This window comes from Methanoculleus sediminis (assembly GCF_001017125.1).
Lineage (GTDB): Archaea > Halobacteriota > Methanomicrobia > Methanomicrobiales > Methanoculleaceae > Methanoculleus > Methanoculleus sediminis.
This window is the reverse complement of record NZ_JXOJ01000006.1, coordinates 59,417-85,174: the sequence shown is the minus strand read 5'-3', so window position 1 is coordinate 85,174 and position 25,758 is coordinate 59,417. Positions and strand designations below refer to the sequence as shown.

Below are 25,758 nucleotides of genomic sequence, written 5' to 3'. Positions count from 1 at the left end.
GGTTTCATGGGGGATTGCCGGAATCCTGCCGGCCGATCCTGAGAGCGTTTACGATGACCGCGAGCGAGAGCCCCATGTCCCCGAACGCCACCGCCGTCCAGAGGGTGACGAGACCGAGGACGGCGAGCCCGGCGATGCCGAGTTTCACCACAAGCGCCGCTATGACGTTCTGCCGGACGACCGAGACCGTCTTCTCCGAGAGGGCGACGAGGTAGGCGACCCGTAAGATGTCGTCCTCCATCACGACGATCTCGGCGGCCTCGATCGCGACGTCCGACCCGATCGCCCCCATCGCGACCCCGACGTTCGCCCGGGCGAGCGCCGGCGCGTCGTTCACGCCGTCGCCGACCATCACCACGAGCCCGTAGCGGTCCATCAGCCGCTCTACCATCGTCACCTTGTCCTCCGGCAGGAGCCCGGCATGGCACTCGTCGATGCCGATACGGCGGGCCACCGCCCCCCCGACGCGCTCGTTGTCCCCGGTGAGCATCACCGTCCGGATGCCCCACGCCCGAAGAGCGGCGACCGTCTTTTCTGCATCCTGCTTTACCACGTCCGAGAGGGCGATCAGCCCGATCACGCCTGAAGCGGTGCCGGCGAGGACGGCGGTCTTCCCTTCGCTCTCCAGCCGGTCGTACGCCGCCCGCCATGTCCGGGTATCTCCGTCGGCAAAGAGCGCAGCGTTCCCGAGCATGTAGGCCGCACCGCCGATCTGTCCCCGGACGCCTCTCCCCGCGATCGCGACGAACTCCTCGACGTCCCGCAGAACGGCGCCCTCCTCATCCGCCCGCCGCCGGATCGCCTCCGCGATCGGGTGGCCGGAACGGGACTCGAGCGACGCGGCGACGGCGAGCACCTCCGACTCCGGGATCCCGAACCCGGCCACGTTCTCCACCTCGAGCCTCCCGGTCGTGAGCGTCCCGGTCTTATCGAAGACGACCACCCGGGCGAGCCCCACAGCCTCGAGCGAGTCCCTGCCCTTGATCAGCACGCCGTTATGCGCCGCGGTCGTGATCCCCGAGACCATCGAGACCGGGGTGGAGATCGCGAGCGCACAGGGGCAGGCGATGACGAGCAGGATCAGTGCCCGGTAGAACGCTTCGAGGAACGGGACGCCGAAGGCGAGCGGCGGGACGACGACGAGGAGGCCGGCAAGGAGGATGACCGCCGGCGTGTAGTAGCGGGAGAACCGCTCGATGAATGCCTCGGTGGGAGAGGTGTGGGCCTGGGCCTCCGCGACCAGGGCGGCGACCCGGGCTATCGTGCTCTCTTGTTCCGGTTTCGTTACCCGGATTTCGAGGTACCCGTCGAGATTCCGTGTCCCGGCGTAGACCCCGTCCCCGGCCTCCTTTGCCACCGGGACGCTCTCCCCGGTGATCGCCGCCTGGTCGACCGACGATCCGCCGGCAACGACGATGCCGTCGAGCGGAACGGTGTCGCCCGGTCTCGCGATCACGGTCTCCCCGACGCCGACGCCGTCGACCGCAACGATCACCTCGCCGTCGCCCCGCCTGACCCGGGCGGTCTGCGGCGTGAGGTCGAGGAGCGAGGCTATCGAGCGTTCGGCCCTCCCGGCCGCATACTCCTCGAGGTACTCGGCGACGGCGTAGAGGTACAGCACGGTCGCCCCCTCTGCGGGGTTTCCGGTCAGAAACGCCCCTGCCGCCGCGATCGTGATGAGCACGGCGATGCTGAACCGGAGCCGGATGAGGGCGAGGAATCCGGCTATCAGAACGTCGTAGCCGGATATGGCCGCGGCGGCGAGCAGCAGGGCCGTCCCGGCGAAGGGATACGGGGTGAAGTACCCGACGAACACCCCCGCGAGGAGGAGGATGCCCGAGGCCCCGAAGACCGCGATCTCCCGGGGACCAACGGCCGATCTCTGAACCGGAGGGACCCCGACGCGGCAGCGGGGGCAGGACGGATCCTCCTCGCGCTCCGTCACGGCCCGCCTCCGGCCGGGGTCGTTCGGGCGCAGGTCTCAGTCATGACCCTGCATCCTTAACTGCGTCTCACTTAAAGGGTGTCCGGGCGCATATCCCGACCTATCGCCGGTGCGATCGCTCAAATGGGGGGTCGCCCTTTCATCGAGCAGAACCATTATGAAGAGATCGACCAAATTGATCGGAACGATCACCCCCTGCACAGCATGCCCGGGTGACGGCTTCCCGGCCATATCCGTCACCCTGCCCGACTTCCCTGCAGTATTGAACCATGCCGTCATCAGACTTCACCGCGACCGCCCCGGAAAAACGGGATCTGCCTGCCGACGAGGCAATCCCATGCAGGATCTGGATCGGCGGGCCCAACGGCGTGGCGCCTGCTCTCCGGGAGACGGTGCTCGAAGACCGCTACGATCCCGTGTGGGCGGGCAACCTCCATCCGGGGGACGCCGAGGCGATGAGCGCCCGGTGGGAGCGCCGTAGCGATGCCGGTGTTCCGTGGAGGTGCAACTATCGCATTCTGGGCGCCGATGGAGAGTATCGCACCATCGCGAGCAGGGGAATCCCGGTCAGGGACGCCGCGGGCAGGATCGTCCTCTGGGCGGGGGTCGATCTCGACATCACCGGCCGGGACGAACCCTGCTGGCAGGCGAGGGAACTCTGCACCCTCTCCGCAATCGCCCGCGCGATCGAAGGCGGCGGCGATACCGACGAGATCTTCCGGGAGACGGCCGCCCTTCTGCCCCGCGGGTTCCGCCACCCGGGAGAGGTGTCGGTGCGGATAGAGCCCGGAACCGCCGTTCCCGGACCCGGAAGGATTGTTGCCGGGATAGATGCCGGAGAACGTACAGCCGGGCAGATCGTGGTCGAGTGCCGGAGGGTTCCGGAGGGGACGGACGATCCGTTCCTGCCGCAGGAGCACGCCCTCGTCCGTGCCGTCGCCATGATGCTCGGGGCGGTCATTGCGCCGGCACACGGCAAGGCTGTATCGTCCGAGCACCAGTACCGCCTCCTCTTCGACCAGATGCCGGACGCCGGCCTCCTTCTTGAGATTTTCCGCGACGCCCCGGGGAACCCTGCCGGCTTCCGGGTCGTCTGGATCAACCGCAAAGCCGCCGAAAGCCTCGGGCATCCGCGGGAAGAGGTCGCCGGAAAAGACCTCGCAACGGCCGTTCCGGCGATCGGCCCCGCTGCGCTCGACCTCTTCTACCAGGTTGCCGCAACCGGGAGGACGGTGCATCGCGAGGTCTCAAGTCCGGATACCGGCTTCTTCTACGAACTGAAGGTGTACCGGCCGCAGCACGACCGGCTCGTCGTCATCGCAGAAGACGTCACGGACAGGCGCAGGGCTGAAGAGATGCTACGGGAGCAGCGGGTCGCCCTGGATAACCGGGTGAGGGAACTTGCGACGCTCTACGCCGTGAGCGGCGTCATCGAGCGGCCGGGGGTGTCGGTCGAAGAAGTCCTCCGGGATGTTGCCGTCATCCTCCCTGCCGGCTGGCTCCATCCGGAAGATGCCGCCGCCCGGATCGTGGTCGACCGCCGGGAATACCGGTCGGCCGGATTTGTCGAGAGCCCCTGGCGGCAGGAGAGCCCGATCGTCGTCCAGGGGCGGATAGCCGGCAGGGTGGAGGTCTGCTACCGCCACCCGCAGCCTGGTGATGAAGGTGCGCCGTTTCTCATCGGTGAACGCCGCCTGATCGACGCCGTTGCCGGACGGCTCGGACGGGTCATCGAGCGGATACGGGGGGAAGACGCTCTCGGGAGGAGCGAAGAGAAGTACCGCCTTCTCTTCGAACGAATGCTCGAAAGTTACACCCTCTACGAGGTTATCAGGGACGACGATGGGAATCCTGTCGATTACCGTATCAGCGAGCTGAACGAAAAAGCGGCCGAGGTCTTCGGCCGCGACCGGGAGGAACTGATCGGGCAGCGGCTCTTCGACATCTTTCCGACGATTGCGAAGGGTGCCTGTGCTCTCTATGGAGAGGTCGCAAAGACCGGTATCCCGATGCAGCGGCGGCTGCAGGAACCGAGAACCGGGCGGTGGTACGACCTGCAGATCTACCGGCCGCAGGTCGGAATGCTGGCCGTCACGGGGCAGGATATCACGGAACAGAAGAAAGCGGAACTTGCCCTGCGGGAGAGCGAAGAGAGGTTCCGCGGGATCTTCGAGCAGGCGGGAACCGGGATTGCGCTCATCGACCCGAACGGACGGATCATGGAGGCGAACCCGGCGCTCGTACGGATGTTCGGCTACGACGAGGACGAGCTGTATGCTATGCGGTCGTACGACCTGATCTACCCGCCCGATCGGGAGGGGGCCGACTCTCTCCACCGGCAGACTGCCCTGGGGAAGGGCGTCCGCCGGGAGAAACGCTACCTGACGAAGGACGGCCGGATCATCTGGGGGCGGCTGACCACGTCGCTGCTTCATGACTCCGGGGAGGGAGGCCTGGTCATCGCGATGCTGGAGGATATCACCGATTGGCGGGAGATGCAGAACGCTCTCGCGGAGAACGAGGAACGGTTCCGCCAGATCGCCCAGCGGAGTTTCGATATGATCTACACCTGCTACCATGACCGTGGGATCACCTACATCTCCCCGGCGGTGACCCGCATCCTCGGCTATACTCCCGACGAGTTCGTCGGCCGCGGGTGTCACGACTATGTCGTCCCCTCGTCCCTCCCCGTCTGGGAGGAGGGACAGAAGAAGATCGCCCGGGGCGAACCGGTCGAGGGGCTCGAGGTCGAGTTCCGCCGCAAAGACGGGTCCGTAGCGTTCCTTGAACTGAACGAATCTCCGATCGTGGAAGACGGTCGCGTGGTGGGCGTACAGATCGTCGGCAGGGACGTTTCGGACCGGGCGCGCTACGAGGATATGCGGATGCAGGCGTTCTACCAGATCGAGCAGAATATCGAACAGTTTGCAGTTCTCGCGGACCATATCCGGCTGCCCCTCCAGGTGATCCTCGGTATGGCCGATCTGGCCGACGATGAGGCGACGTCGACGACGATCCGGGAGCAGGTTGAGCGGATCAACGCTATTGTCAAGCAGCTTGACGAGGGCTGGGTCGAATCGCGCGATATCAGGGAGTTCCTGCGGAGGAATGAACTGGTGTAGCGATCGCTCCGGGATCGATCTCGATCCTTATGGGGGCCGCCCTCCTGGTTGCCTGAATACAATCCTCGTTTTGTCTGAATTGTCCCATAGATGACGCTTTTTGTATCCGATACATTGATGCCGAATAAAATATATTATTAGATGGATAAAAGTTGGGCGGATAGTCCGGGCCCTGGCCCGGCGTTCCCCGCCCCGGAACCGGAAGCCATGCTGAACAACCTTAAGCGGACAGAGTCGTCGGCCCATGCAGCCCGGAGCGGAGCGGAGAGCCGGTGGGGCCGCATAGAACAGGAAGCCGCGGAATCCGGCGTCTGGCGATCGTTCACCGTCCTGACGGTGCTTCTGGCCGCCCTCGCGGCGACGAGCCTGTACAGCTACCTTCTCTTCCACACGATCGCCGAGTTCGTCGCCATCGCGATTGCGATCGCCGTCTTCATCGTGGCGTGGAACGCCCGGACGATGCGGGAGAACGGCTACCTGCTGGTCGCCGGCACCGGGCTGCTCTTCGTGGCCGGCATCGAACTGGTCCACACCCTCGCGTATGACGGCATGGGAATCTTCGCCGGCTACGATGCAAACCTTCCGACGCAGCTCTGGATCGCCTCGCGCTACCTCCTCGCCGGGACGCTGCTTGCCGCGCCTCTCCTGCTCCGGAGAAAACCCGGTTCCCGACGGGTGTTTGCCGTGTTTGCGGTGGTTACCGCTCTCCTGCTCCTCTCGATCTTCGCCGTCCCGGTCTTTCCCGACTGCTACATCGAGGGTTCGGGGCTGACGGAGTTCAAGGTCTGGAGCGAGTACGTCATAGCCGCGCTGCTCACCCTCGGGGCGGTCACCGTTTACCGGGTACGGGACGCCTTCTCGCCCCGGGTGGCGGGCCACCTGATTGCGGCCGTCATCGTGATGATCACCTCGGAACTTGCCTTTACGCTTTATATCAGCGTTTACGGGCTTTCGAACATGATCGGCCATCTCCTGATGGTGCTCTCGTTCGGGCTCATCTACGTTGCGTTCGTCGAGACCGGGATTCGGCAGCCTTACGCGCTGGTCTTTACCGGCCTGAAGACGAGCGAAGAGCGGCTCATGCGGGAGAAGAACCGGCTCGCGCAATACCTGGATATCGCGGGCGCCCTCTTCGTCGTCCTCGACAGGGACGGGCGGGTCGCCCTCATCAACCGCCGGGCGTCCGAGGTTCTCTGCTGCCCGGCGGATGCGGCCGCAGGCGAGCCCTGGGCCGAACGGTTCGTTCCCCCGTCGGAGCGGAAGCGCTGCCGTGCGCTCTTCACGGGGCTCATGCAGGGCGAGGTCGGGGCGAACGAGCGCGTGAAGATGCCGGTCGCCGCCATGGACGGCGGCGAACGGATCATCGCGTGGCATAACACCGTGCTTCGTGACGAGAGCGGCGCCGTCTGCGGGATCCTGAGTTCCGGGGAGGATATCACCGAGCAGCAGCACGCCGAGGAGGCGCTTGCCCGGGCGAACGCGAAATTAAACCTTCTCGCCGGGATCACCCGGCACGACATCCTCAACCAGATCACCGTCGCGCGCGCTTACATTGAGTTTGCCGGAGAAGACAGCGAAGATCCCGGGGTTCAGGCCTGTCTGGGCCGCGTCCGTTCCGCCGTCGACGAGATCCAGAAGCAGATCGAGTTCAGCCGGGACTACCACGACATGGGAGTGATGGCGCCTGTCTGGCAGAGGCCGCAGGACCTCATCGCGGAGAGCGTCTCCGTTCTCACCCTTCCGGCAGGGGTCGATCTTCGCGCCGACTTCCCGGGCCTTGAGATCTACGCGGACCCGATGGTGAAGAAGGTCTTCTATAACCTCATCGACAACGCCGTCCGCCACGGCGGAAGCGTGACGGAGATCCGGTTCTCGTGCGCGAGGGCCGGGCAGGACCTGCTGATCGTCTGCGAGGACGACGGCACCGGCATTCCGGACGGCGAGAAGGAGGCGATCTTCCGCGAGACCTATAAGCGGCGGTACGGCCACGGGCTCTTCCTGGTCGCGGGGATTCTCGGGATCACCGGGATGACGATCCGGGAGACCGGCGAGTCCGGGAAGGGTGCCCGGTTCGAGATCACCGTGCCGAACGGGGGGTGGCGGTTCGAAGGCGAGAGGGAATAGGCCTCCCGGATCTTCTCCCCGGCCGCGAAACCCTCATATACCCCGGCACCCCAGTCTCTTCCACTGAAAACGGCAGCCGTGCCCCCCGGGGGCCCGGATGGTGGTGAAGGATGGCGGGGGACGGGCGACCGGGTAAAACGGCGGAAGACCTGGAATGGGGGAGAGGTCCGTTCTTCGGGGCGCTCGTCGTCCTCATCATCCTGTGCGTCATCGGTCTCGGATTCCTCCACTGGATCAACCTGATCGACGAGACGAGCCTCGGCGCGTCTCCCCGGAAAGCGCCTGTGAACGCCGCTTCCGTGACGCACCTCACCGAAGACGACTTCCGGAACCACCCGGCGCTCGGCGCGCTGATCCTCGACGAGAAACCTGTCCTGGTCGCGAAAGGCCCCCTGTTCGACGCACTCCTCTGGCTCGATCCCCGTTCCGCGTACTGCCCGGCAGGAAAGGAGCACGCGAAGTACAGCTCACTCCGCATAACGACAGAGGAGATGCGGCGGATCCTCGCGAAGTATGCCCTCTGCGAATGGAACGGAACCGTCTACGGCGTGGCGCAGAGTGCGTGACGGCAGGCGATCCAAGAGTGCCGGCCGGTAGACGGGCGGCACAGAAACGATATATGGTGCTCTCCCCTCTCTTCTTTCATGTACCATTCAGCCGGAGGTGCGACGAGAACCGTCTGCCTCGCGTGTATCCTCCTCCTTGCCGCGGCTATCCCGGCGTCGGCGGTCGGCGATATGAACACCGGGCGTTACGTCGTCCACTGGTTCAACGGCGACGGCGCGGAGGTCTCCTTCGACGGTGAGTTCAGGGGAACGATCGCCGATACCGAACTTGTCGTGCCGGTGGACCCGGCGGCCCCGCCCGCACGGAAGTATACCGTCCGTGATGGAGAGCGCCTGATGTATACCGGGTTCATCGAACGGGCCCCGGCCGCCGGGGAGACGATCGACCTCTTCCCGCAGTTCCGTCAGGTCGAACAGCCCGTCCCGGGCGCGGAGATAAACGAGACCGGCTGGTACCTGATCTACGGTCCCGACGGGGAGGATGTCTACATCGACAACGCGTTTGCGGGCGTCGTCGAGGGCGGGACCCTCCGGGTCGCGGTGAACACCACGCTCCCGCCTCCGGAAGAGTTCGTCTTCAGAGATAAGGAGAGAGGGACGATGTCGCGGCACCAGTTCCCGCCCCTGCCGCCGCCGGGAGGGACGGTTCACGTCTACACCCGGGTGCAGCCGGCACCCTACGCCTCCTCCCTCCCGGCGGAGACGTCGCCCACCCCGCTCCCCGGATTCGGTGCGGCGGGGGCGATTGCGGGACTGCTGGTTGCCGCGAGATCCCTCCGGCAACGGTAAATCTCCTTCAGTGCTCTTTTTTGAGCAGCATCCAGTGGTACCCCCAGACAATGAGCCCCACCACAACCTGCGCCACACTCCCGGGAAGCCCGGGGTAGTAGTGCGGCACCGGGTAGGGCTGGGGCGGCGGGTAGACGAAGACCTCGATTGCGACGGCGATGAGGTTCACGGCGCCGAAGACCGCGATGATGAGCGCGATGAACGAGACGGCGTAGAGGTAGACCCTCCACGCCGTGAGGCCCTCCTCCGGTGCCATCCTACCTCCTCCGCCTCGCAAGCACCGCAGCCCCGCCGCCGAGGAGCCCGGCGGCGGCAAGTGCGGCCTCAAACCCGGGCGCATACGTCGGGACCGGTGCACCGCTGCTCTGCACCCTGAACTGCCCGACCTGCGCTGAGGACGGTGTCATGGGGGTCGGGGCCGGGGTCGGAAACGTGAGAGCGGTCGGCGACGTGCTCCTCGCGGGGCTGAACGCCGTCCCGTCGGCGAGGATCACCTGCGGCGGCGGTGCCAGGGTGATCCGGCCGGTGCTGGTTGCAAACGCCGCGCCGTCCTCGACGAGGCGGATGCGGATCTCGTAATCGTAGCCGTTCGGCACCGTGATGCTCACCTTCTTCGTTGCCGAATCGCCGGGAACCATCCCGAGCGGCCGGGACTCGCGGACGGCCGTGATCCCCGTCTGGAGGTTGACCGCCCGGATCTCCATCATGAGGTTCCCGGACGAACTGCCGCCGTTCGCGATCCCGGTGATGATATCGAGCGTGATCGGGTCGGCGTCGATGTCGGGGGTCATGACGTCGATCGCGGAGACGGTGAGGAGCGAGTAGGCCAGCTTCTGCCCGGCCGTCGTCCTGTCGGGGAGGAAGACGTTCACCGAACCCGACTCCCGCATACGCCCGTCCTGCCATATCGTCACCCAGATGTCGTAACCCCGGCCGTTCTCGAGCGTGAGCGTAACCTCCTCCTTCGCGGTCTTCCCCGATGTCAGGGTGCCGATGGAGAGAACCGTCTCCTCGACGACGATATCCGTCCCGGCCTCTTTTGCAATGACCTGCAGGTCGACGCCGTCCACATCGTCGTAGACTGCGTCGAGGTACGGGACCGCCGTGACCCGGGTGACGTTCGACGGCGGCTGGCCGTCCGGGATGCTGACATCGACGCTCCGGATCGTCACGTAGCCTGCCGGAGGCTGGGAGGTCATGCACCCTGCCGCGAGCACCAGGACAAGGAGCACAACGACCACACCGAATAACCTTCTCATAGCAATCAGGAGAACCTTCAGGCCGGCGGAAGAAAAGGTTTTTGCATTGCGACCCTCTCCAGAGGGTCTTAAGGAAGAAGGGCGGTCGAACGGCTGTGGCTACCCGGTATCGAAGCTTCTGGCCTCGCCGGTTCCCGAATGTCTGTAGTGGTAGGTTCGATTTTTTTCGTAGTTTACCATCGCCTTATCTCCCTATCATCCCTATACTCTGTCACCGAACGCCGAACCGAGGAGCGAACATGGCCCGTATCCTCGTGGGGCGTCGCTGCAGAACTCATGATTGGTGCCGCGCGAGGGCCGATACGCAGTCCGGCGCCCGATTCACGGCGCATCTCAGGACTCTGCCGGAATAACCGTGACGCCGTAGAGGCTGGAATCGTGATCACTCCCCGAAGTGTAGACGATTGTCACAGAAAACGTTAATAAGAGGATGTCATAGTCTGCAGTAGAACGCCGCCGAACCGGCCCTGGCGGGAATGTAAAATGATACGAACGGAGAACCTCACGAAGGTATATAATGGAAAAACAGCCGTCGACGGGCTGGATCTCGTGGTCGGGGAAGGCGAGATATTCGGTTTCCTCGGCCCGAACGGAGCGGGAAAGAGCACGACGATCCTGATGCTCACCGGTATGATCGAGCCCACCGGCGGACGGTGCTTCGTCGACGGGATCGAGGTCGCGAAAGACCCGCTGAACGTGAAGAAGATCATCGGCTACCTCCCCGAAGACGTCGGGTTCTACGGGAACATGACCGGCGAACAGAACCTGGACTACTTCGCCCGGTTCTACGGGATGGACGCGAGAGCGAGAAAGGAGCGGATCGCGGAACTGCTCGAACTTGTCCACCTCGACGGCGTTGCCCAGAAGGCCGGAGAGTACTCCCGCGGCATGAAGCAGCGGCTCGGGCTCGCCCAGGCGCTGATCAACGATCCGAAGGTGCTCTTCCTCGACGAACCGACGGCAAACCTCGATCCCGAGGGCGTCCGGGAGTACCGGGAACTCGTCGAGCACCTCGCCGGCGAAGGAAAGACGATCTTCGTCTCCTCCCACATCCTCTCCGAGGTCAGGGTGGTCTGCCGGACCGTCGGGCTCCTTGCGAAAGGAAAACTTGCCGCGCAGGGGACGCTCGAAGAGGTCGCCCGGGCGCTGGCACCTGCAGACGGCGATGCCGTCCGGATCGTCGTCGAGACCAGGGAACACCTGCCGGCGATCGACGACCCCGCGGTCATCGATATCGAGAGGAACGGAAACCGTGCGGTCGTCCGGGCGAAGGCCGATATCCGGGACCGGCTCTCCGCGACTCTCTTCGAGCAGGGGCTGCACGTCCGGGAGATGCGCCTCGAGGAGCCCGAGATCGAGGACGTCTTCATGGCAGCCTACCGGAGGTGACAGAATGGCGCTCGATCGATTGTTCAACGTAGCACGAAAGGAGTTCTCCGACCACATCACCAGCAGGCGGTTCATCATCATCCTCGGCCTGTTCCTCGTGATATCGGCGATCGGCATGCACTCGGGCATCGAGAACTACAACACCATGCTCGAGTCCTACAGCCTGCAACTCCAGCACATGCAGGACCTCGAAGGCCCTTACGCGGGGTGGATGCCTGAAAAACCCTCGATCATGCTCGTCTTCAGCTCCATGATGGGTTACATGACGATGCTCGGCGGCATCCTTGCCATCGCCATCGGGTTCGACCTGGTCTCAAAGGAGAAAGAGACCCGGTCGCTGAAGTCGCTCCTCTCCCACCCGGTCTACCGCGACGAGATCATCAACGGCAAGGCGCTCGGGGGTGTCGGCGCGCTCGGGTTCGCCATGGCACTCGCGCTTGCCATCGCCCTTGCCATGCTCCTCCTCTTCTCGGTTGTCCCGACACTGGATGAGTTTGCCGCCGTCCTGGTCTTCGGGGCGGTCTCGCTCGGGTTCCTGCTCGCCTACTTCGCCATCGCGCTCATGATGTCGACGGTCGCAAAAGAGAGCGGGAACGCGCTGATCTACACCCTGGTGATATTCTTCGCCGTCTCCTCGCTCCTTCCCATGTTCGGGATGATGGCTGCAAACGCTTTTGCAGGCGACCCGCCCGAGCCGCCCCAGATGCCTCGCATGCCTCAAGAGATCGTGCGAACCGCGAGCAGCGGGGGGTATTTTACCACCAGCGTCTCGCAGAGCGTGGTATACGGCGGGACCGAAGACCCGGAGTGGAAGGCTTATGAAGAGGAGATGAAGACCTATATCGAGAAACGGAGACTCATCAGCGACATCTCGAGCCTCCTCTCGCCACAGAGTAACTACCAGACCATTGCGATAGCGGTGACGCAACCGCAGATCTTCTCGATGATGCAGTCGCCTTACGATACAGCACCCGAGGAGACGACCGGCCTTGCCGGTGCTCTCGGCAAGGTCTGGATGAACATCGCCGCGCTCATCGTCTTCCCGTCGGCCTTCTTCGCCGCGACCTACGTGAAGTTCATGCGGATGGATATCAGGTGAGACGATGACCGGGAAAAGAATTCTTCTCATCCTCCTCCTTGCCGTGCTGATCGCCCCGGCGGCGTCGGCTGCAACCGGGGGCGGGACGATGCCCACAGAGATCCGGTGCGACTTCCCCGGCGAGGTGATCGAGGCGGGCGACACCGCCGTCTTCGATCTCGCGGTCACGAACCGCGGCGATACCGGGACGTGCCTCCTCAACTACTGGACGTTCCGCGGCACCGACAACTGGAAGATCCGGTTCGAGGCCGACGACCGCGAGGTCTACCGGATGCTGATCCCGGCCGGCGAGACGAAGACCGTCCGCCTGGTGGCCGAGACCTCCGGCCATGCCGCTGTGGGGGAATACCCCATCCGGGTGGGCATCGGCGAAGGCACGGTCTGGGTCTACGTCAAGATCACGAAGTCCCACAGCGGTGAAGCGGGAACGCTCGAGGCCACTGTGGTGGACAAGGAGGGTAATGTGGTGAAGGGCGCCGACGTCGCCCTCTACGATCGCGATACCCGGATCGAGGGGATGCTTGCGACCGCCGAAGGCAAGGTCTCCATCGGCGCCCCGATGGGCACCTACACCGTAAAGGTCACCCGGCCCGGATACCGGCCGTGGGAGAAGAAAGGCGTCGATATCCGGATCGGCCGGACGGTCGACCTCGGGATCGTGCCGCTCGAGAAAGAGAACTTCTTTGCCGAGGTTCGGGTGAAGTCCCCGTCCCGGATAGCGGCGATCGGCACCAACCCGCAGTACGAGATGACCCTGAAGAACGCCGGCAGAAACGACGATACCTATACCCTTGCCGTCCAGGGCCTCCCCGAGCAGTGGTATGCCCGGTTCAAGGAGAGCAGCACCGCCACCGAAGAGGTCTCGGAGATCTACGTCCCGTCCGGCGAGGAGAAGACCCTCTACCTCGATCTCATCCCTCCCTACTCGGTGGATGTCGGCGAGTACAACCTCACGGCGGTGATCGGGTCCTCTGCCCGGGAGTACGAGGAGAACCTGACGCTCCGGCTCCGTGGATCCTACGATCTGCGGACCTACGCGAAGAGTTACCGCCACGAGATCAACCGCGGCGACACCCTCACGTTCGATATGACGGTAACGAACGCCGGCGTCGGCGGAGCGCTGACCAACATCGGGATCAACATGAGCGCACCGGAAGGGTGGCGGGTGACCGTCGATCCGGCATCGGTCGCGAGCCTTGAGGCCGGCGAACGGGCGACGGTGCAGGTGACGGTGATCCCGCCCGCCGATATCGTCGCCGGCGAATACAAGGTCGTCGCTCTGGCAAAATGCGACCAGGACGAAGAAGAGGACGAGTACCGGATCGTGGTGAAGGAACAGTCCTACGTCGCGGTGCTCGGCATCCTGGTGATGGCCGGGATCGGTGCAGGGCTCTGGTATATGTTCAGGAAGTACGGGCGGCGGTAGGAAGAAGACCTGCCGGTCGTCTTTTTTGGCAGGTTGTCACCCGTATCGGACGTTGCCCTCCGGGACCGCAATCTCGAACCGGACTCCTTTCCCGGGCTCGCCGGTCTCCCGGATGGCGATCCCGGTGATCGAGAGGACTTCCTTCACCAGGAAGAGGCCGAGCCCCGTGTGGCTCCCGAAGCCCCGCTCGAATATCCGCTCCTTTTGCTCTGCGGGGACGCCGACGCCGTTGTCCTCCCAGACAATCCGGGCTCCGCCGCCGTCCGGCACGGCCGTGACGCGGATCTCGGTCACCGTCCTGCCGTGCCGGACGGCGTTCTCCAGGAGGTTGAAGAAGACAGAAGAGAGGAGCGGATCGGCGTAGACGGTCATCCCGTCGAGATCGGTGGAGATCGTGATCCCGATCGGCCGAAGGGCTTTTGAGGCTCCCGTGACCAGGGGCTCGACGGGGAACCACCGGGGAGCCCGGACACCGAGATCCTGGTAATCCCGCGTGAACCCGATCTGCGACTGTATTATCTCGACGGCGGCCTGCTGCTTCTCGAGGGCGTCGGCGACGGTCGGATCGAGCGGCTGTTCCCGGAGGAGGGCGATATGCCCGAGCACCACCGTGACCTGGTTCAGGATATCGTGCCGCACGATACTGTTCATCAGGGTGAGTTTCTTGTTGGCCTGGATGAGCGCCGCCTCGGTCTGTTTCCAGGCGTCGATGTTGTGGATCGCGTAATCGATTGCAACCGCCCGTCCGTCGTTCCCGTAGACGGGGATCGTGCAGGCCTCAACCCAGATGTAACCCCCGTCCTTCCGGCGCACCCGGAAGACGTACGGCTGGCTGGCGCACGCGTCCCGCTCCTGGAGGAGGGCCAAGAAAGTCTCCCGGTCGTCGGGGTGGATCAACCGCCTGATGAAATACGGATTGCCCAGGATCTCCTCCCTGGTGTACCCGATCAGGCTCTCGCATGAGGGGCTGATGTACTCGATCGCCTGCGGCGCCGTGGTTGCACGGATGTAGCAGTCGTGCGACCGCTCCACGAGGCTCCTGAACCGCTCCTCGCTCGTGCGGAGCCGTTCCTGCACACGAATCCGGGAGAGGAGATCGGCAAAGAGGTTGCCGACGATCTCAAGCAGCGTGACGTCCTCGTCCGACCAGGTCCGTGTCTTCCGGGCGGTCTCAAACCCGATTGCCCCGAGGAGCTCGTCGGCGGTCGCGATCGGCACCAGGATGAGCGACCGGACCCCGTACCCCTGGAAGAAGTCGCGCACCGCCGCTGCCTCCTGTGGAAGACCGGCGATATCGGGGATGCAGATCGACTTTTGCGTTCTGATCTGCGCCATTCCCCAGGAGATTACGTCGGCGGGCAGGTTCTGCAGCACATCGATCTGCGCCTCGACCCCCTCCGCACACCACTCGTGGGTATCGTCCACGCGGGTGAGGTCGGCGGAGAAGCGGAAGATGTAACTCCGGTCGACGTCGAGGAACGATCCGAGCGCCTGGAGCATCTCTTCGAGGGCGTCTTCGAGGTCCGCCGGGTCGAGGCCGATGAACTTCGTGGAGATTGAACTCACCACCTGTTCGAGGTCTACCCGGTGCTGGATCTGCTCTTCCATCCGTTTCGACTCGGTGACGTCCCGCAGTGACTCGATTGCTCCGGAGAGCCGCCCCTGCGCGTCGTAGAGCGGCGATGCTTTCGCCCAGAGGCAGACCTCCTCCCTCGTGCGGGGCGAAGTGATATGGACTTCCCGTGCGACGCTCTCGTCGCCGCCCCGGGAGAGGACGGTCTCCGCTACCAGCGGGGATTGTAGCCCCGGCATCGTCTTGCAGACGGCTTCCGGCCCCGATCCGATGATCCGGTTTTTCTTGACCCCGGTCAACTCTTCGATTGCCCGGTTCCAGATGATGACCTTCCCCGTGCGATCAAGCACGAACGTCGGGTCGGGAAGAAAATCTATGATGCCCCTGAGGTTTGCCTGGTAATCTTCCATCTCGCGGCACTGCGCCTCGAGCGCCTCCTGGCTCGCTTTCGCCTCCTCGAACGCCGCGATCATCTCCTCGTGCGCCGCGCTCAACTCTTCCTCGAACCGTTTCCGGTCGGTGACATCGATCATCGACGCAACGGAGCGATCCGTTCCGGGGATGATCCCTATCGTCATGTGCAGGTCTTTCTGGCTGCCGTGCCGGTCGACCAGCCGGAACTCGTAGGTTCTCGGCGCCGAACCGGGGTCTTTCCGCCGATCCCGGTGATAACCCCTGAGCCGTTCAACGTCTTCTGCGGCGACGAACACCGTCCAGGGAGCTTTTGATTCTATCTCCTCACGGGAATAGCCGGTAAGGTGTTCGAATTCGTTGTTTGCGAGGGCAATCGTCATGTCGCCCTCGATGATGATGGTGGCGGAGCCGGTATGCTCGAAGACGCTCCGGTACAGGTCGCCGGCCCGCTGTACTTCCTCTTCGGCCTGTTTTCTCCGCACTGCCTGGAGGATCGTATTCTGGAGTTCGGCAAACTGGGCGGAGGGGTTGCCGCCTTTCTGGAGGTAGAAGTCCGCCCCGTTGTTGAGCGCCTCGATGATCACCTCCTCGCGGCCGCGGCCGGAAAAGATGATGAACGGTATCGAAAGGCCCCTGCCGCGGACCTCCTTTAAGAGGGCGATGCCGTCCATCTCCGGCATCTCGTAGTCGGCAACGACGGCGTCGTACGGGACTTTCGAGAGTATCTCGAGAGCCTGCAGCGACGAAGACGTCGTCTCGACCTGCATGTCGCCGGACATCTCCAGGTAGATCCGGCTCTGTTCGAGAAGCACCGGTTCATCGTCGACTACGAGAATGCGATACATGCACCACCCGTTTATGGAGTGATGGTCGATATAAACCTTAAGCATTTTGATTCGCCACTGATTCCGATATTCCGTAAAATTGAAGGAGAATTTTCCAGATTTCAGGTCGGTGTCATCGGTTTGGATGGTCGCCGTACCCGCCGAAGGCACGGGTTCCGGAAATCCCGGGGGTTCCGGAAATCATTATCTCACCGCGCGGCATCATCCGGCGATGACATGACAGCCGTATGTATCGACACGAATCTCTTCCTCGAACTCTACGAGTCCGAAGAGAATCCGGAAGAGATTGTTGCGGATGTCGGTGCGCTGGCGGAGCACCTCGTCTTTCCCGACATCATCATCGACGAGTTCCTCCGCAACCGATCACGCATTCTCGACCGGATCGCGGACGATGTGCGGAGGCGGGAGGCAGGCGAGATCCGCCTCCCCTCCATCATCCGCGGCTACCCGAACGCTGCCATACTGCAGCGCGCCGTTGAGGAGTACGACAGGGCTATCGGCTCCCTCTGCGGCGATATCGAGGGCATGATTATAGACCCCGCCGCCGACCCGGTTGCCCTGGCGTTCAATGCCCTCTCCGGCGACCCTGCCGTACAGGTCTTTCACCGGACCGACGAACTCGTCACGCGGGCTCACCGCCGCAAGCTTCTCGGCAACCCCCCAAAAAGCGCGGGCACGGATACCATCGGCGACGAGCTCATATGGGAGACGCTGCTTGCCAACATCGAGGAAGACCTGATCTTCATCACCCGGGACCGGACCTACCGCAACCACACCGCTTACCTCATACGGGAGTACCGGGAGAGGACCGGCAGCACCCTTACGATCACCGACAGGATATCCGATGCCCTGGCACTCGTCGGGAGGCCGCCGTCGCCGGCGCTGGTCGGGTTCGAAGGCCGGAGCGCAAAGAACGCCGGCTGAAGAGGTATCACAACACTGAAATCGCCGAAGACCCCACATAACTGCGGATTCACCTGCGTGGAGGACTGATCGGAGGATGCTCACGGATCGGGGACTGGACCGCTACCAAAGACAGGTCGCGCTCTTCGGGGAAGAGGCGCAGGAACGGCTCGGGTGCGCCCGGGTCGTCATTGTCGGGGCCGGCGGGCTCGGCTGTCCCGTCGCTCTTTACCTTGCCGCCGCGGGCATCGGCGAGGTCCGGCTGGTCGACGGCGACGTCGTGGACCGGACCAACCTGAACCGGCAGGTACTTCATGCCGACCGCGACGTCGGGCGGGCGAAGGTCGAGTCGGCGGCCGAGAAGATCCGGGCGCAGAACCCGGAGATCAGGGTCGTTGCCACCCGGGCAACCCTCGACGAGGGAAACGCCGCCGGGCTCGCGGGGGGGGCCGACCTCATCGTCGACGCCACCGATAATTTCGCGGCGCGCTACATTCTCAACCGGGTGGCGCTTCATGCCGGCGTGCCGCTCGTCCACGGGGCGGTCAGGGGATTCGACGGACAGGCGACGACGATTATCCCCGGGAAGACAGCCTGCCTCGAGTGCATATTCCCGGTAACCCCGCCCGGCGAGGATCTCATCCCCGTGGTCGGCACCACGCCCGGGATCATCGGGCTTGTCCAGGCGAACGAGGCGATCAAGTACATCACCGGCACCGGCGATCTTCTCACGGATCGGCTCCTCGTCTGGGACGGGCGGGCCGCCACGACGGCGATCCTGCCCGTAGAGCGGCAGGATGACTGCAGCGCGTGCGGAAACGGCAGGTGTTGAGGAGGGGAAAATGCAGGTTCGGGTACGGGCTTTTGCGCGGCTGCGGGAGGCCATCGGGGGCGATCTCACGCTCGAGGTCCCCGAAGGGGCGACGATGAGCCGGCTGCTTGCGGCGGTCGGCGAGACCTCGGAGCAGGCGGGGGAGGCGCTCTTTGAAGAAAGCGGAGAACTTCGGGGATACGTGATCCTGATGCACAACGGCAGGCGCGTGCGGCGTGCGGAGGCCGGGACGCTCACCCTCGCCGACGGGGACGAGGTCGCACTCTTCCCGCCGGTGGCGGGCGGGTGACGGAGGAGACTGGAATGTTCGGCTTAACAGAAGACGATTTTGACGTGAATGCCGTGATCGACCGGGTGCGGAAGCCCGATATGGGCGCTCTCGTCACCTTCCTCGGCACCGTCAGGGACGACGGCGGGACGGAGGTTATGGAACTCGAGGCCTACGAGGAGGTCGCGGTGAGGGAACTTGAGACGATCCGGGACGAGGCGTTTGCCCGATACCCCATAGCGGCCGTCGAGGTCATCCACCGGGTAGGAAGGCTCCGGGTCGGGGAGAACATCCTCCTCATTGTCGTCGGCGCAGGTCATCGGAAGGAGGCTTTCGACGCCTGCGAGTATATTCTCGAGCGGATCAAGGAGAGCGTGCCGATCTGGAAGAAGGAGATCGGCGAGGGCGGCGAGCGCTGGGTTCCGGGCGAGTCCCACGGGGGCGACGCATGATCCGGCTGCAGTCGTGCCGGAAGGCCTACGCAAAGGAGACCCAGCGCACGGTTCCCCCCGAGGAGACGCTTGCCCGGGCCCGGGAGAGGCTCCCCGTGGCGGGGATCACCCGCGTCGCCGATATCACGAACCTTGACCGGATCGGGATCCCGGTCTTCTCGAGCATCCGGCCGACCGCCGGGGCGGGGGCGATATCGGTCTACAACGGCAAGGGCGCCACCCCCGTCGAGGCAGAGGTCTCGGCGATGATGGAGGGGATCGAGCGCTATTCGGGCGAAATGGATAACCGGGAACCGATAATCGGGAGATACAGCGAGATCTCGGCCGGGGAGAACGCGCTCGACCCCGCGGACCTGATCCTCCCCGACCGGGTTCCGGCCGACATTGTGGTTCCCTGGGTCGAAGGATACGACATCGTGCAGGAGGAGGAGGTGCTCGTTCCCGCCCACGCGGTCTACCACCCCCTCCCGGCGACTTATGGCCGCCTCTTCCGGACCAACACCAACGGGCTTGCTTCCGGCAACACCCTCGAGGAGGCGACCTTCCACGCCCTGATGGAGGTGGTCGAGCGCGACGCCTGGTCGCTCGTGGAGGTGACCCGGAACACCGGTCCCCGGATCGAGGGGATCGACGACGGGCTCGCCGCCGACCTGCTCGCGAAGTTCGCGGCCGCCGGCGTCGAGGTCACCCTCAAGGACATCACGAGCGATATCGGGATCCCCACGGTGGCCGCGGTGGCCGACGACGTGGTGCTCAAGGATCCCACGCTCCTCACGATCGGGATGGGGTCGCACACGAGCGCCGCGATAGCGGTCCTCCGGGCGCTCACGGAGGTCGCGCAGAGCAGGCTGACGCAGATCCACGGTGCACGCGAGGATACCGATACGGCGGACGTCAGGAAGAGGATCGGCTACGACCGGACGAAACGGCTGAACCGGCACTGGTTCGCGGAGTCCGAAGTCGTCCGGTTCTCACAGATGCCGTCGTTCGACAGCGACGACTTCCTCACCGACATCCACCACGTCACCGAAAGGCTCGATGCGGCCGGGCTCTCCCGGGTGATCGTGGTCGACCTCACCCGGCCGGAGATCGGCATCCCGGTCGTCCGGGTGATCGTGCCGGGGCTGGAGATGTACGCGATGGACCAGGACCGGATGGGCAGGAGGTGCCGTGACGCACGAAGTCGTCGTCTTCCTCGGTCCCAGCTGTGACCGCGAGACTGCCCGGACGATCCTCGACGCCGAGTATCGTCCTCCGGCGAAACGGGGCGACATACTGGAGGCCGCACGCGCCGGAGCCCGGATCATCGGCCTCATCGACGGCGTCTTCTTCCAGGACTGCGCCGTCGCCCACCGTGAGGTCCTGGCCGCGCTCCGGGCCGGGGTGCGGGTCGTCGGCGCCTCCAGCATGGGAGCGCTCCGGGCCGCGGAACTCGACAGCCTCGGGATGGAGGGTGTCGGGGAGATCTATCGTGCCTACCGGGAAGGAAGGCTCGTCGCCGACGACGAGGTGGCGCTCCTCTTCGATCCCGAGACGTTCGTGCCGCTCTCCGAGCCGCTCGTGAATATCCGGGCGACTATCCAGCGGGCACTGGAGTGCGGGGTTATCGGTGCCGACTCGGCCGGGGCGCTCCTCGAGGCCGCCAGGGCACTCTATTTTCCGGAACGAACCTACGACGCGGTCGTCGAGGCGGCTGAAGGGAAGGCGGACCCGGACGACCTCGCCCGGTTTCTGGCGTTTGCCGACGAGCATGCCGTCGACCGGAAACGCGAGGACGCGCTGCTCGCGCTCGAATACATCAGGGATCTCCCCGGGATGCATTGAACCGCGTGGTTCAACGATCCTACCGTAGCCGCCGTAGCAATATATCATCGTCCGACCCGACTCCTGTATGCCGGTGCGGAACTATTCCCACCGCAGGGGCAACGTGTTTATCGGGCCGGAAGCGGTTCTTCCCGGTCTCCGTCGCGCTTCCGGCATGTACGGCGGGCCGGAGAAGATCCACGGCCGAAACCACGCAGGCATGTACTGTGGTTGCCCCGAATATCCCGGGTCCGGCCGATGCCCGCGCAGATGCCATCAACCGCATAAGGCCGGATCCGATGCCGGCGGGGAGAACACGTTACGTGGATCTCCTACACCCACCTATCCTGATCCACCGGACGATTCCGGGGCGGCATATGCCTCCCGGAAGTTCTCCCCGAACCCGACTTCCACGTAACGTCTGGTTCCCCGATACGTCCGGTCATACTACCTTCGCTCTGCGTGGCGAGACGATAGAGACCCCCGGCGGCGTACAGGATGGGGTATCGCAACACTCATATGTGTAAAAAACCATCAACACATGTTGACATTGTCTTTCAGCACCCTTCCCGAACTGGCGCGGCTGCTCTCCCTGCTCGGGAACGAGCAGCGGCTCGCCGTACTCGGGGCAATCGCGGCCGAAGAGAAGTATGCCCGCGAGGTCGCCGAAGAGCTCGGCATATCGCGCCCGCTGGCCGCCATTTATCTCCGGCAGCTCGAGAAGCTCGGTCTCGCGGAGGGGATCAGCAGGACGTCGGACGAACCCCCGTATCTCCGGAGGTGCTACCGGGCGGTGCCGTTCGAGCTGATGCTGAACCTGGATTTGATTGTGTCGTTAGAGAGGTCGAAGGATGAAGCAGGATAGGTGGAAACTCTACCTGAAGGCGCTGTGGGGCGCCGTCATTGCATTGCTCGTGATCAGTCTGGCCGGTGCCGCAGCCGGCTTTGAATTCTGGCGTACCATGATCGGTGGATCCGTCTGGATCGTCGAGATGCTCGTCGTCCTTACGCTGCTCTTCATCATCGTCGTAAGGCTCAAGGAGTGGATCGAAGACCAGATTGCGAGTGCGGCGGGACAGAAGAGCGGTGCGGCCGGCGCGGAACTCCAGATGCTGCGGCAGTCGCTGGAGCGGATCGAGGCGAAGGTGGACAGGATCGAGAAGGTTCTCGACGGGGTCTCCGAGTGAACGCTAAAAAATGATTGGGTGGGTGTATGACGGACGTGCAGTAGCGCGCTGCAGGGTATGACGGACGAGGCGCAGGCAGGTTCCATCGTCGCCTGGCCACGTATTGGTAAGAATCCCTTACATAATAATGTTTACCTTTTATAACAAAAAGTTGTATTCGTAACAATTGCCCCTTCTTTCCCGTTACCGGGAACGCTCCAGCGAGAGCACCCCGGCAAGCCACGCGACACGGTCGCGGCGGGCCGCTTCGTCAAGGAAATGGCCTGCGTCGTACCACTCGAGCGACTTCGGTTCGCTCGCCTGCTCGAAGAACTCCCGGGCCTGCTCCTCCGTGAAGAACTCGTCGCGAAGAGCGGCCTGGAAGAAGAGCGGGGTGGGTGCGGCACGGCCGACCCAGACGGCAGGGTCGAGTTCCGCGAGCGTCCGGCGGTAATGCTCGAATTTCTCGCCCTGCAGGTCGGGCAGGTTCACGGCGGCGACGTCGACAAACCTTCCGGTGCCCGTCATCAGGACGGCGGCTCGAAGACGCCGATCGACGCCGGCGAGCACCGCCCCGAAAAGCGCCCCGACACTGTGGCCCACGAACCCGATCCGGTCCGGGTCGACGCCCGGCTGCGCTACGAGGAGATCTATCCCCCGGCGAAGGTCGATCACCGTCCGGTTATGCTCCCGCACGGCCTCCCCGGGATCCGTGACTGCCTGACCCCAGGCTGCTGCCGTATCGGCGGCCCAGGGAGCGTCGACGAGCAGGGAGGCCGCACCCATCCCGGCAAGGGCCACGGCCTCGGCGAGGAACGTGGCGCGGGAACCAAGTCCCGGGTGGAGGAAGAGAATGGCAGCGGAGCGTTTCGACCGGTCAACTTCTGCCGGGGCCACCAGGTAGGCCCGAACCCCCCGATCCGGGGCAGTCTGGTAGGTCAGGTCGCTGACCGAGACGCCGGTGCCGGCAATCTCGATCGCGGGCGGTCTCTCTGCATCGTAATCAAAGAGCGGGCGCAAATTATCGGCTTTTCGTTCCATAAGACTCCTTCTGCTTTCCTCTCGACCCGCCGGCAGATAAACCCGGCGCCTGCGGAGAGAAAGTGATTGCAGCGTTCTTTACCCTGCTCCGAATGGAAGGTTTTTCTACCCGGGCACCCCTTCCTTCAAGAGGTGATTCTATGGCGATTGACTGGTACGAAGAGTTTGTTGATTTAAACCACACCCCGGGCCCGGACGAGCTCGTAGCCCTCTACTACTTCGAGCCTGCGGCGGGGATCAGCAAGGAAGAGGCGGTCGGGAGGATCGCGTCGGAGAGTTCGACCGGAACCTGGACGACGCTCTTCACCCTGCCGCCCCGGATGCGGGATCTCCAGGCGAAGGCGTTCGAGATCGAGGGAAACTACGTGAAGATCGCCTACCCGCTCGCCCTCTGGGAGGAGGGGAACGCGGCCCAGCTCCTGAGCGGGATCGCCGGGAACGTCTTCGGGATGAAGGCGCTCGACCGCCTCCGGCTGGTCGACGCCTCGCTCCCGGCCGAATACCTCCGGCACTTCAAGGGGCCGCACTTCGGCATGGAAGGAATCCGGGATATGATGAAGGTCCGGGGGCGGCCGCTGACGGGCGCGGTTCCGAAGCCGAAGGTGGGGTTCACGGCGGAAGAGCACGCCGAGGTCGGCTACGAGACCTGGATGGGCGGGTTCGACTTCGTCAAAGACGACGAGAACCTGACGTCCCAGTCGTTCAACCGGTTCGAAGACCGCGTCCGGGCGATGGCGAAGATGCGGGATAAGGCCGAGCAGGAGACCGGCGAGACGAAGTCCGCGTTCATCAACATCACGGCCGATACGGAGACGATGGAGAAGCGGGCGAAGATGCTTGCTGATTACGGCTGGAACTACGCCATGATCGACGTCGTGGTCGCCGGGACGGCAGCCGTCGCGACCCTCCGGGACTACTGCTCCGACCTCGGACTTGCCATCCACGCCCACCGGGCGATGCACGCGGCCTTCGACCGGGACGAGAGGCACGGGATCACGATGCAGTTCCTGGCGAAGATGATGCGACTTGTCGGCGTTTCGCAGATCCACACCGGGACCGCTGTGGGGAAGCTGGTCGGCACCCGGGCGGAGGCCGCGGTGCTTGCGGACGTGCTCCGGGAGAAGCATACGAACGCCGTCGACCGCATGGCCCTCGACCAGGACTGGGGTAACATCAAGAGCGCTTTCCCCGTCTCGTCGGGCGGTCTCCACCCCGGGCTCGTGCCGGACGTCCTCGATATCTACGGCACCGAACTCGTCCTCCTCGTCAGCGGCGGCATCCACGGTCACCCGAAGGGCACACGGGCGGGCGCCGAGGCCACCATGCAGGCGATCGAGGCCTGGAAGGACGGGGAGACGCTCGAGGAGAAGGCGAAGAAGGCCACGGCGCTTTCGGAGGCGCTCGAGAAGTGGGGGCGGTATAAGCCGAAGTGAGGGTGTTTTGAGTCCTGTTTCGGTTGGGGTGGCTGTGAACCCCTCAAATTTTTGGTTGGTATTCGCACTGGAGATAAATAACTGCCGTCCTAATTGCCGCGCCCACTCTACATCGTAGACTACAGTTTGAGATCTAAAACGTTGCCCCCACCCCTCCCGGCCTTCGGCCTCCTCCCCCGCCCCTGAGGGGCGGGGGCAGTGCGTGGCGATATCCGGGGAAATCGGTTGATGGGCAACGCAGTTGTGGTAGGACTCCATATGATTGGGATCGCTCTTATATGCGAACTATAGTTAAGCAGGAAACTGTGTGTCCTGTTCATCCGCGATTCTAGACACGGATTTCCACTGGCTATCGCCATTGGGGAGGGGCTGACGGGGAGGGGGGCGTGCCCCCCTCCCCTGTCTCCACAGCAAAACGTTTTGGGTTCCTCGTGCTCACTTTGCTCATGCAGCGAAGACCTACGGTTTTCCTATTGCACCCCACCACCCCATCACGCCCTCACCGGCCCCCGCCGCTCCGGGCACCCCTCCAGAGCCGTCGTCTCTCCGGCGTATATCCTGCCCGCCAGCCGCTCGAGCCCCTCGCGGAACTCGTCGATGTAACCCTGCATCGAGAGGCTGCCCTCCGGGAACGGACAGTCAATGTCGTAGAGCCGCTCGATCATCGGATCGGAGGGGAGGAGGTCGACGGCGATCCCGGTCTCCTCCGCCGCCTCGACCATGGCCTTCCGAAACGGCCCGATGCAGTAGGCGAGCCGGTGCCGGTAGGTGTCGCGGGTCTTCTCGAGGTAGCCCTTCAGCCGGTAGACCTCGATCCGGTGGAAGTCCCGCCGGACCCGTTCGTCCGTGGTCTTGCCGAGCATGTAGTGGTAGTTCCGGTAGGGATACATGCCCTCGAGCTCCGCGGGAACGGTCCCGCAGGTGCCGAACACGACGATATGGTAGTCCTCCGGAGCAAGGACGCCGTCGATGATCCGCCGGAAGAGTCTGTGGCTCGGGCTCTGGCTGTAGGGTTTCCGGACGGCGCAGGGGAGGAAGAGGGCGATCTCCCTCGGCGGTACCGTGTAACTGTCGATGATGAACCGGTAGGCGTCCTCAAACTCCTTCCGGTAGAACGGCGGGTCGAATATCTCGATCCGGTCCCCGTGCCTGTCCTGCACGATCCTGACAACCCGCCGCGGGGCCCCCGCACCCGGCACTATCCGATCCTTCTGCATGAAAATGATTCTCTTTCCTGGTGTATACGGGTTTGACCGAAAAAAGCAAAAAGGGTGACCCTATGGGAGAGTTCCCGGGACCCCTCCAAAAC

The 25,758-nt window shown here is 64.2% G+C and carries 22 protein-coding genes; 16 read left to right on the top strand and 6 right to left on the bottom strand.

Features of this window, described 5'->3' with window-relative positions; all coding sequences use genetic code 11:
- Positions 1-4: 4 nt before the first annotated feature.
- Positions 5-1,945 (bottom strand): heavy metal translocating P-type ATPase, encoded by a 1,941-nt coding sequence (locus tag SZ63_RS10545; protein ID WP_048185175.1) that lies wholly within the window; start codon positions 1,943-1,945, stop codon positions 5-7.
- A gap of 269 nt (positions 1,946-2,214) precedes the next feature.
- Here SZ63_RS10545 and SZ63_RS10535 point away from each other — a divergent pair, with 269 nt between their 5' ends.
- The 4 genes from SZ63_RS10535 (at position 2,215) to SZ63_RS10520 (ending at position 8,546) form a co-directional block, all read left to right on the top strand.
- Positions 2,215-5,067, top strand: a complete 2,853-nt coding sequence (locus SZ63_RS10535) for a PAS domain S-box protein (protein WP_082122757.1) — start codon at positions 2,215-2,217, stop codon at positions 5,065-5,067.
- A 207-nt stretch (positions 5,068-5,274) separates the two neighbouring features.
- Positions 5,275-7,191: an MASE3 domain-containing protein gene (locus tag SZ63_RS10530; RefSeq protein WP_048185167.1), complete on the top strand. Its 1,917-nt coding sequence runs from the start codon at positions 5,275-5,277 to the stop codon at positions 7,189-7,191.
- A 110-nt stretch (positions 7,192-7,301) separates the two neighbouring features.
- The gene (locus tag SZ63_RS10525; RefSeq protein ID WP_048185163.1) at positions 7,302-7,757 is read left to right on the top strand and encodes a hypothetical protein; all 456 of its coding nucleotides are present in this window, start codon (positions 7,302-7,304) and stop codon (positions 7,755-7,757) included.
- A gap of 78 nt (positions 7,758-7,835) precedes the next feature.
- Positions 7,836-8,546: a hypothetical protein gene (locus SZ63_RS10520; RefSeq protein ID WP_048185161.1), complete on the top strand. Its 711-nt coding sequence runs from the start codon at positions 7,836-7,838 to the stop codon at positions 8,544-8,546.
- 7 nt (positions 8,547-8,553) lie between these two features.
- Here the strand turns inward: SZ63_RS10520 and SZ63_RS10515 are convergent, their stop codons facing one another.
- Both SZ63_RS10515 and SZ63_RS10510 read right to left on the bottom strand, forming a co-directional pair.
- Positions 8,554-8,802, bottom strand: a complete 249-nt coding sequence (locus tag SZ63_RS10515) for a DUF5671 domain-containing protein (RefSeq protein ID WP_048185160.1) — start codon at positions 8,800-8,802, stop codon at positions 8,554-8,556.
- A gap of 1 nt (position 8,803) precedes the next feature.
- Positions 8,804-9,805 carry a DUF7490 domain-containing protein gene (locus SZ63_RS10510; protein WP_048185158.1) on the bottom strand — a complete coding sequence of 334 codons (1,002 nt, stop codon included), beginning with the start codon at positions 9,803-9,805 and terminating at the stop codon, positions 8,804-8,806.
- A gap of 483 nt (positions 9,806-10,288) precedes the next feature.
- Here SZ63_RS10510 and SZ63_RS10505 point away from each other — a divergent pair, with 483 nt between their 5' ends.
- The 3 genes from SZ63_RS10505 to SZ63_RS10495 are packed head-to-tail and all read left to right on the top strand — an operon-like array spanning position 10,289 to position 13,719.
- On the top strand, positions 10,289-11,194 hold the full coding sequence (locus SZ63_RS10505) for an ABC transporter ATP-binding protein (RefSeq protein ID WP_048185155.1): 906 nt from the start codon (positions 10,289-10,291) through the stop codon (positions 11,192-11,194).
- 4 nt (positions 11,195-11,198) lie between these two features.
- A complete protein-coding gene (locus SZ63_RS10500) occupies positions 11,199-12,293 on the top strand; it encodes an ABC transporter permease (protein ID WP_048185154.1) in 1,095 nt (364 codons plus the stop codon).
- A gap of 4 nt (positions 12,294-12,297) precedes the next feature.
- Positions 12,298-13,719 (top strand): NEW3 domain-containing protein, encoded by a 1,422-nt coding sequence (locus SZ63_RS10495; RefSeq protein WP_048185153.1) that lies wholly within the window; start codon positions 12,298-12,300, stop codon positions 13,717-13,719.
- A 36-nt stretch (positions 13,720-13,755) separates the two neighbouring features.
- On the opposite strand, the gene SZ63_RS10490 is transcribed toward SZ63_RS10495, so the two are convergent.
- On the bottom strand, positions 13,756-16,551 hold the full coding sequence (locus SZ63_RS10490; RefSeq protein ID WP_048185280.1) for a PAS domain S-box protein: 2,796 nt from the start codon (positions 16,549-16,551) through the stop codon (positions 13,756-13,758).
- Positions 16,552-16,767: 216 nt separating this feature from the next.
- Here SZ63_RS10490 and SZ63_RS10485 point away from each other — a divergent pair, with 216 nt between their 5' ends.
- The 8 genes from SZ63_RS10485 (at position 16,768) to SZ63_RS10450 (ending at position 21,996) form a co-directional block, all read left to right on the top strand.
- Entirely contained in the window at positions 16,768-17,475 is a 708-nt protein-coding gene (locus SZ63_RS10485; RefSeq protein WP_048185152.1) for a PIN domain-containing protein, read from the top strand.
- A 76-nt stretch (positions 17,476-17,551) separates the two neighbouring features.
- Complete coding sequence (locus tag SZ63_RS10480; RefSeq protein ID WP_048185151.1) at positions 17,552-18,286, top strand: HesA/MoeB/ThiF family protein; 735 nt, start codon at positions 17,552-17,554, stop codon at positions 18,284-18,286.
- A 10-nt stretch (positions 18,287-18,296) separates the two neighbouring features.
- On the top strand, positions 18,297-18,575 hold the full coding sequence (locus tag SZ63_RS10475) for a ubiquitin-like small modifier protein 1 (protein WP_048185149.1): 279 nt from the start codon (positions 18,297-18,299) through the stop codon (positions 18,573-18,575).
- A gap of 14 nt (positions 18,576-18,589) precedes the next feature.
- The gene (locus tag SZ63_RS10470) at positions 18,590-19,006 is read left to right on the top strand and encodes a molybdenum cofactor biosynthesis protein MoaE (protein WP_048185148.1); all 417 of its coding nucleotides are present in this window, start codon (positions 18,590-18,592) and stop codon (positions 19,004-19,006) included.
- Positions 19,003-20,217 (top strand): YcaO-related McrA-glycine thioamidation protein, encoded by a 1,215-nt coding sequence (locus SZ63_RS10465; protein WP_048185145.1) that lies wholly within the window; start codon positions 19,003-19,005, stop codon positions 20,215-20,217. The genes SZ63_RS10470 and SZ63_RS10465 overlap by 4 nt, the downstream gene beginning before the upstream one ends.
- Positions 20,177-20,830 carry a TfuA-related McrA-glycine thioamidation protein gene (locus SZ63_RS10460; protein ID WP_048185140.1) on the top strand — a complete coding sequence of 218 codons (654 nt, stop codon included), beginning with the start codon at positions 20,177-20,179 and terminating at the stop codon, positions 20,828-20,830. Before SZ63_RS10465 ends, SZ63_RS10460 begins: the two co-directional genes overlap by 41 nt.
- Positions 20,831-21,350: 520 nt before the next feature.
- Positions 21,351-21,674 carry an ArsR/SmtB family transcription factor gene (locus tag SZ63_RS10455; RefSeq protein ID WP_048185135.1) on the top strand — a complete coding sequence of 108 codons (324 nt, stop codon included), beginning with the start codon at positions 21,351-21,353 and terminating at the stop codon, positions 21,672-21,674.
- The gene (locus tag SZ63_RS10450) at positions 21,661-21,996 is read left to right on the top strand and encodes a hypothetical protein (RefSeq protein ID WP_048185131.1); all 336 of its coding nucleotides are present in this window, start codon (positions 21,661-21,663) and stop codon (positions 21,994-21,996) included. The genes SZ63_RS10455 and SZ63_RS10450 overlap by 14 nt, the downstream gene beginning before the upstream one ends.
- Positions 21,997-22,179: 183 nt before the next feature.
- Here the strand turns inward: SZ63_RS10450 and SZ63_RS10445 are convergent, their stop codons facing one another.
- Positions 22,180-23,016, bottom strand: a complete 837-nt coding sequence (locus SZ63_RS10445) for an alpha/beta hydrolase (RefSeq protein WP_048185126.1) — start codon at positions 23,014-23,016, stop codon at positions 22,180-22,182.
- A gap of 140 nt (positions 23,017-23,156) precedes the next feature.
- On the opposite strand from SZ63_RS10445, the gene rbcL reads away from it, so the two are divergent.
- Complete coding sequence (gene rbcL / locus SZ63_RS10440) at positions 23,157-24,449, top strand: type III ribulose-bisphosphate carboxylase (protein ID WP_048185123.1); 1,293 nt, start codon at positions 23,157-23,159, stop codon at positions 24,447-24,449.
- 491 nt (positions 24,450-24,940) lie between these two features.
- Here rbcL and SZ63_RS10435 read toward each other — a convergent pair whose 3' ends face one another.
- The gene (locus SZ63_RS10435) at positions 24,941-25,666 is read right to left on the bottom strand and encodes a DUF5591 domain-containing protein (protein WP_048185120.1); all 726 of its coding nucleotides are present in this window, start codon (positions 25,664-25,666) and stop codon (positions 24,941-24,943) included.
- Positions 25,667-25,758 lie beyond the last annotated feature (92 nt).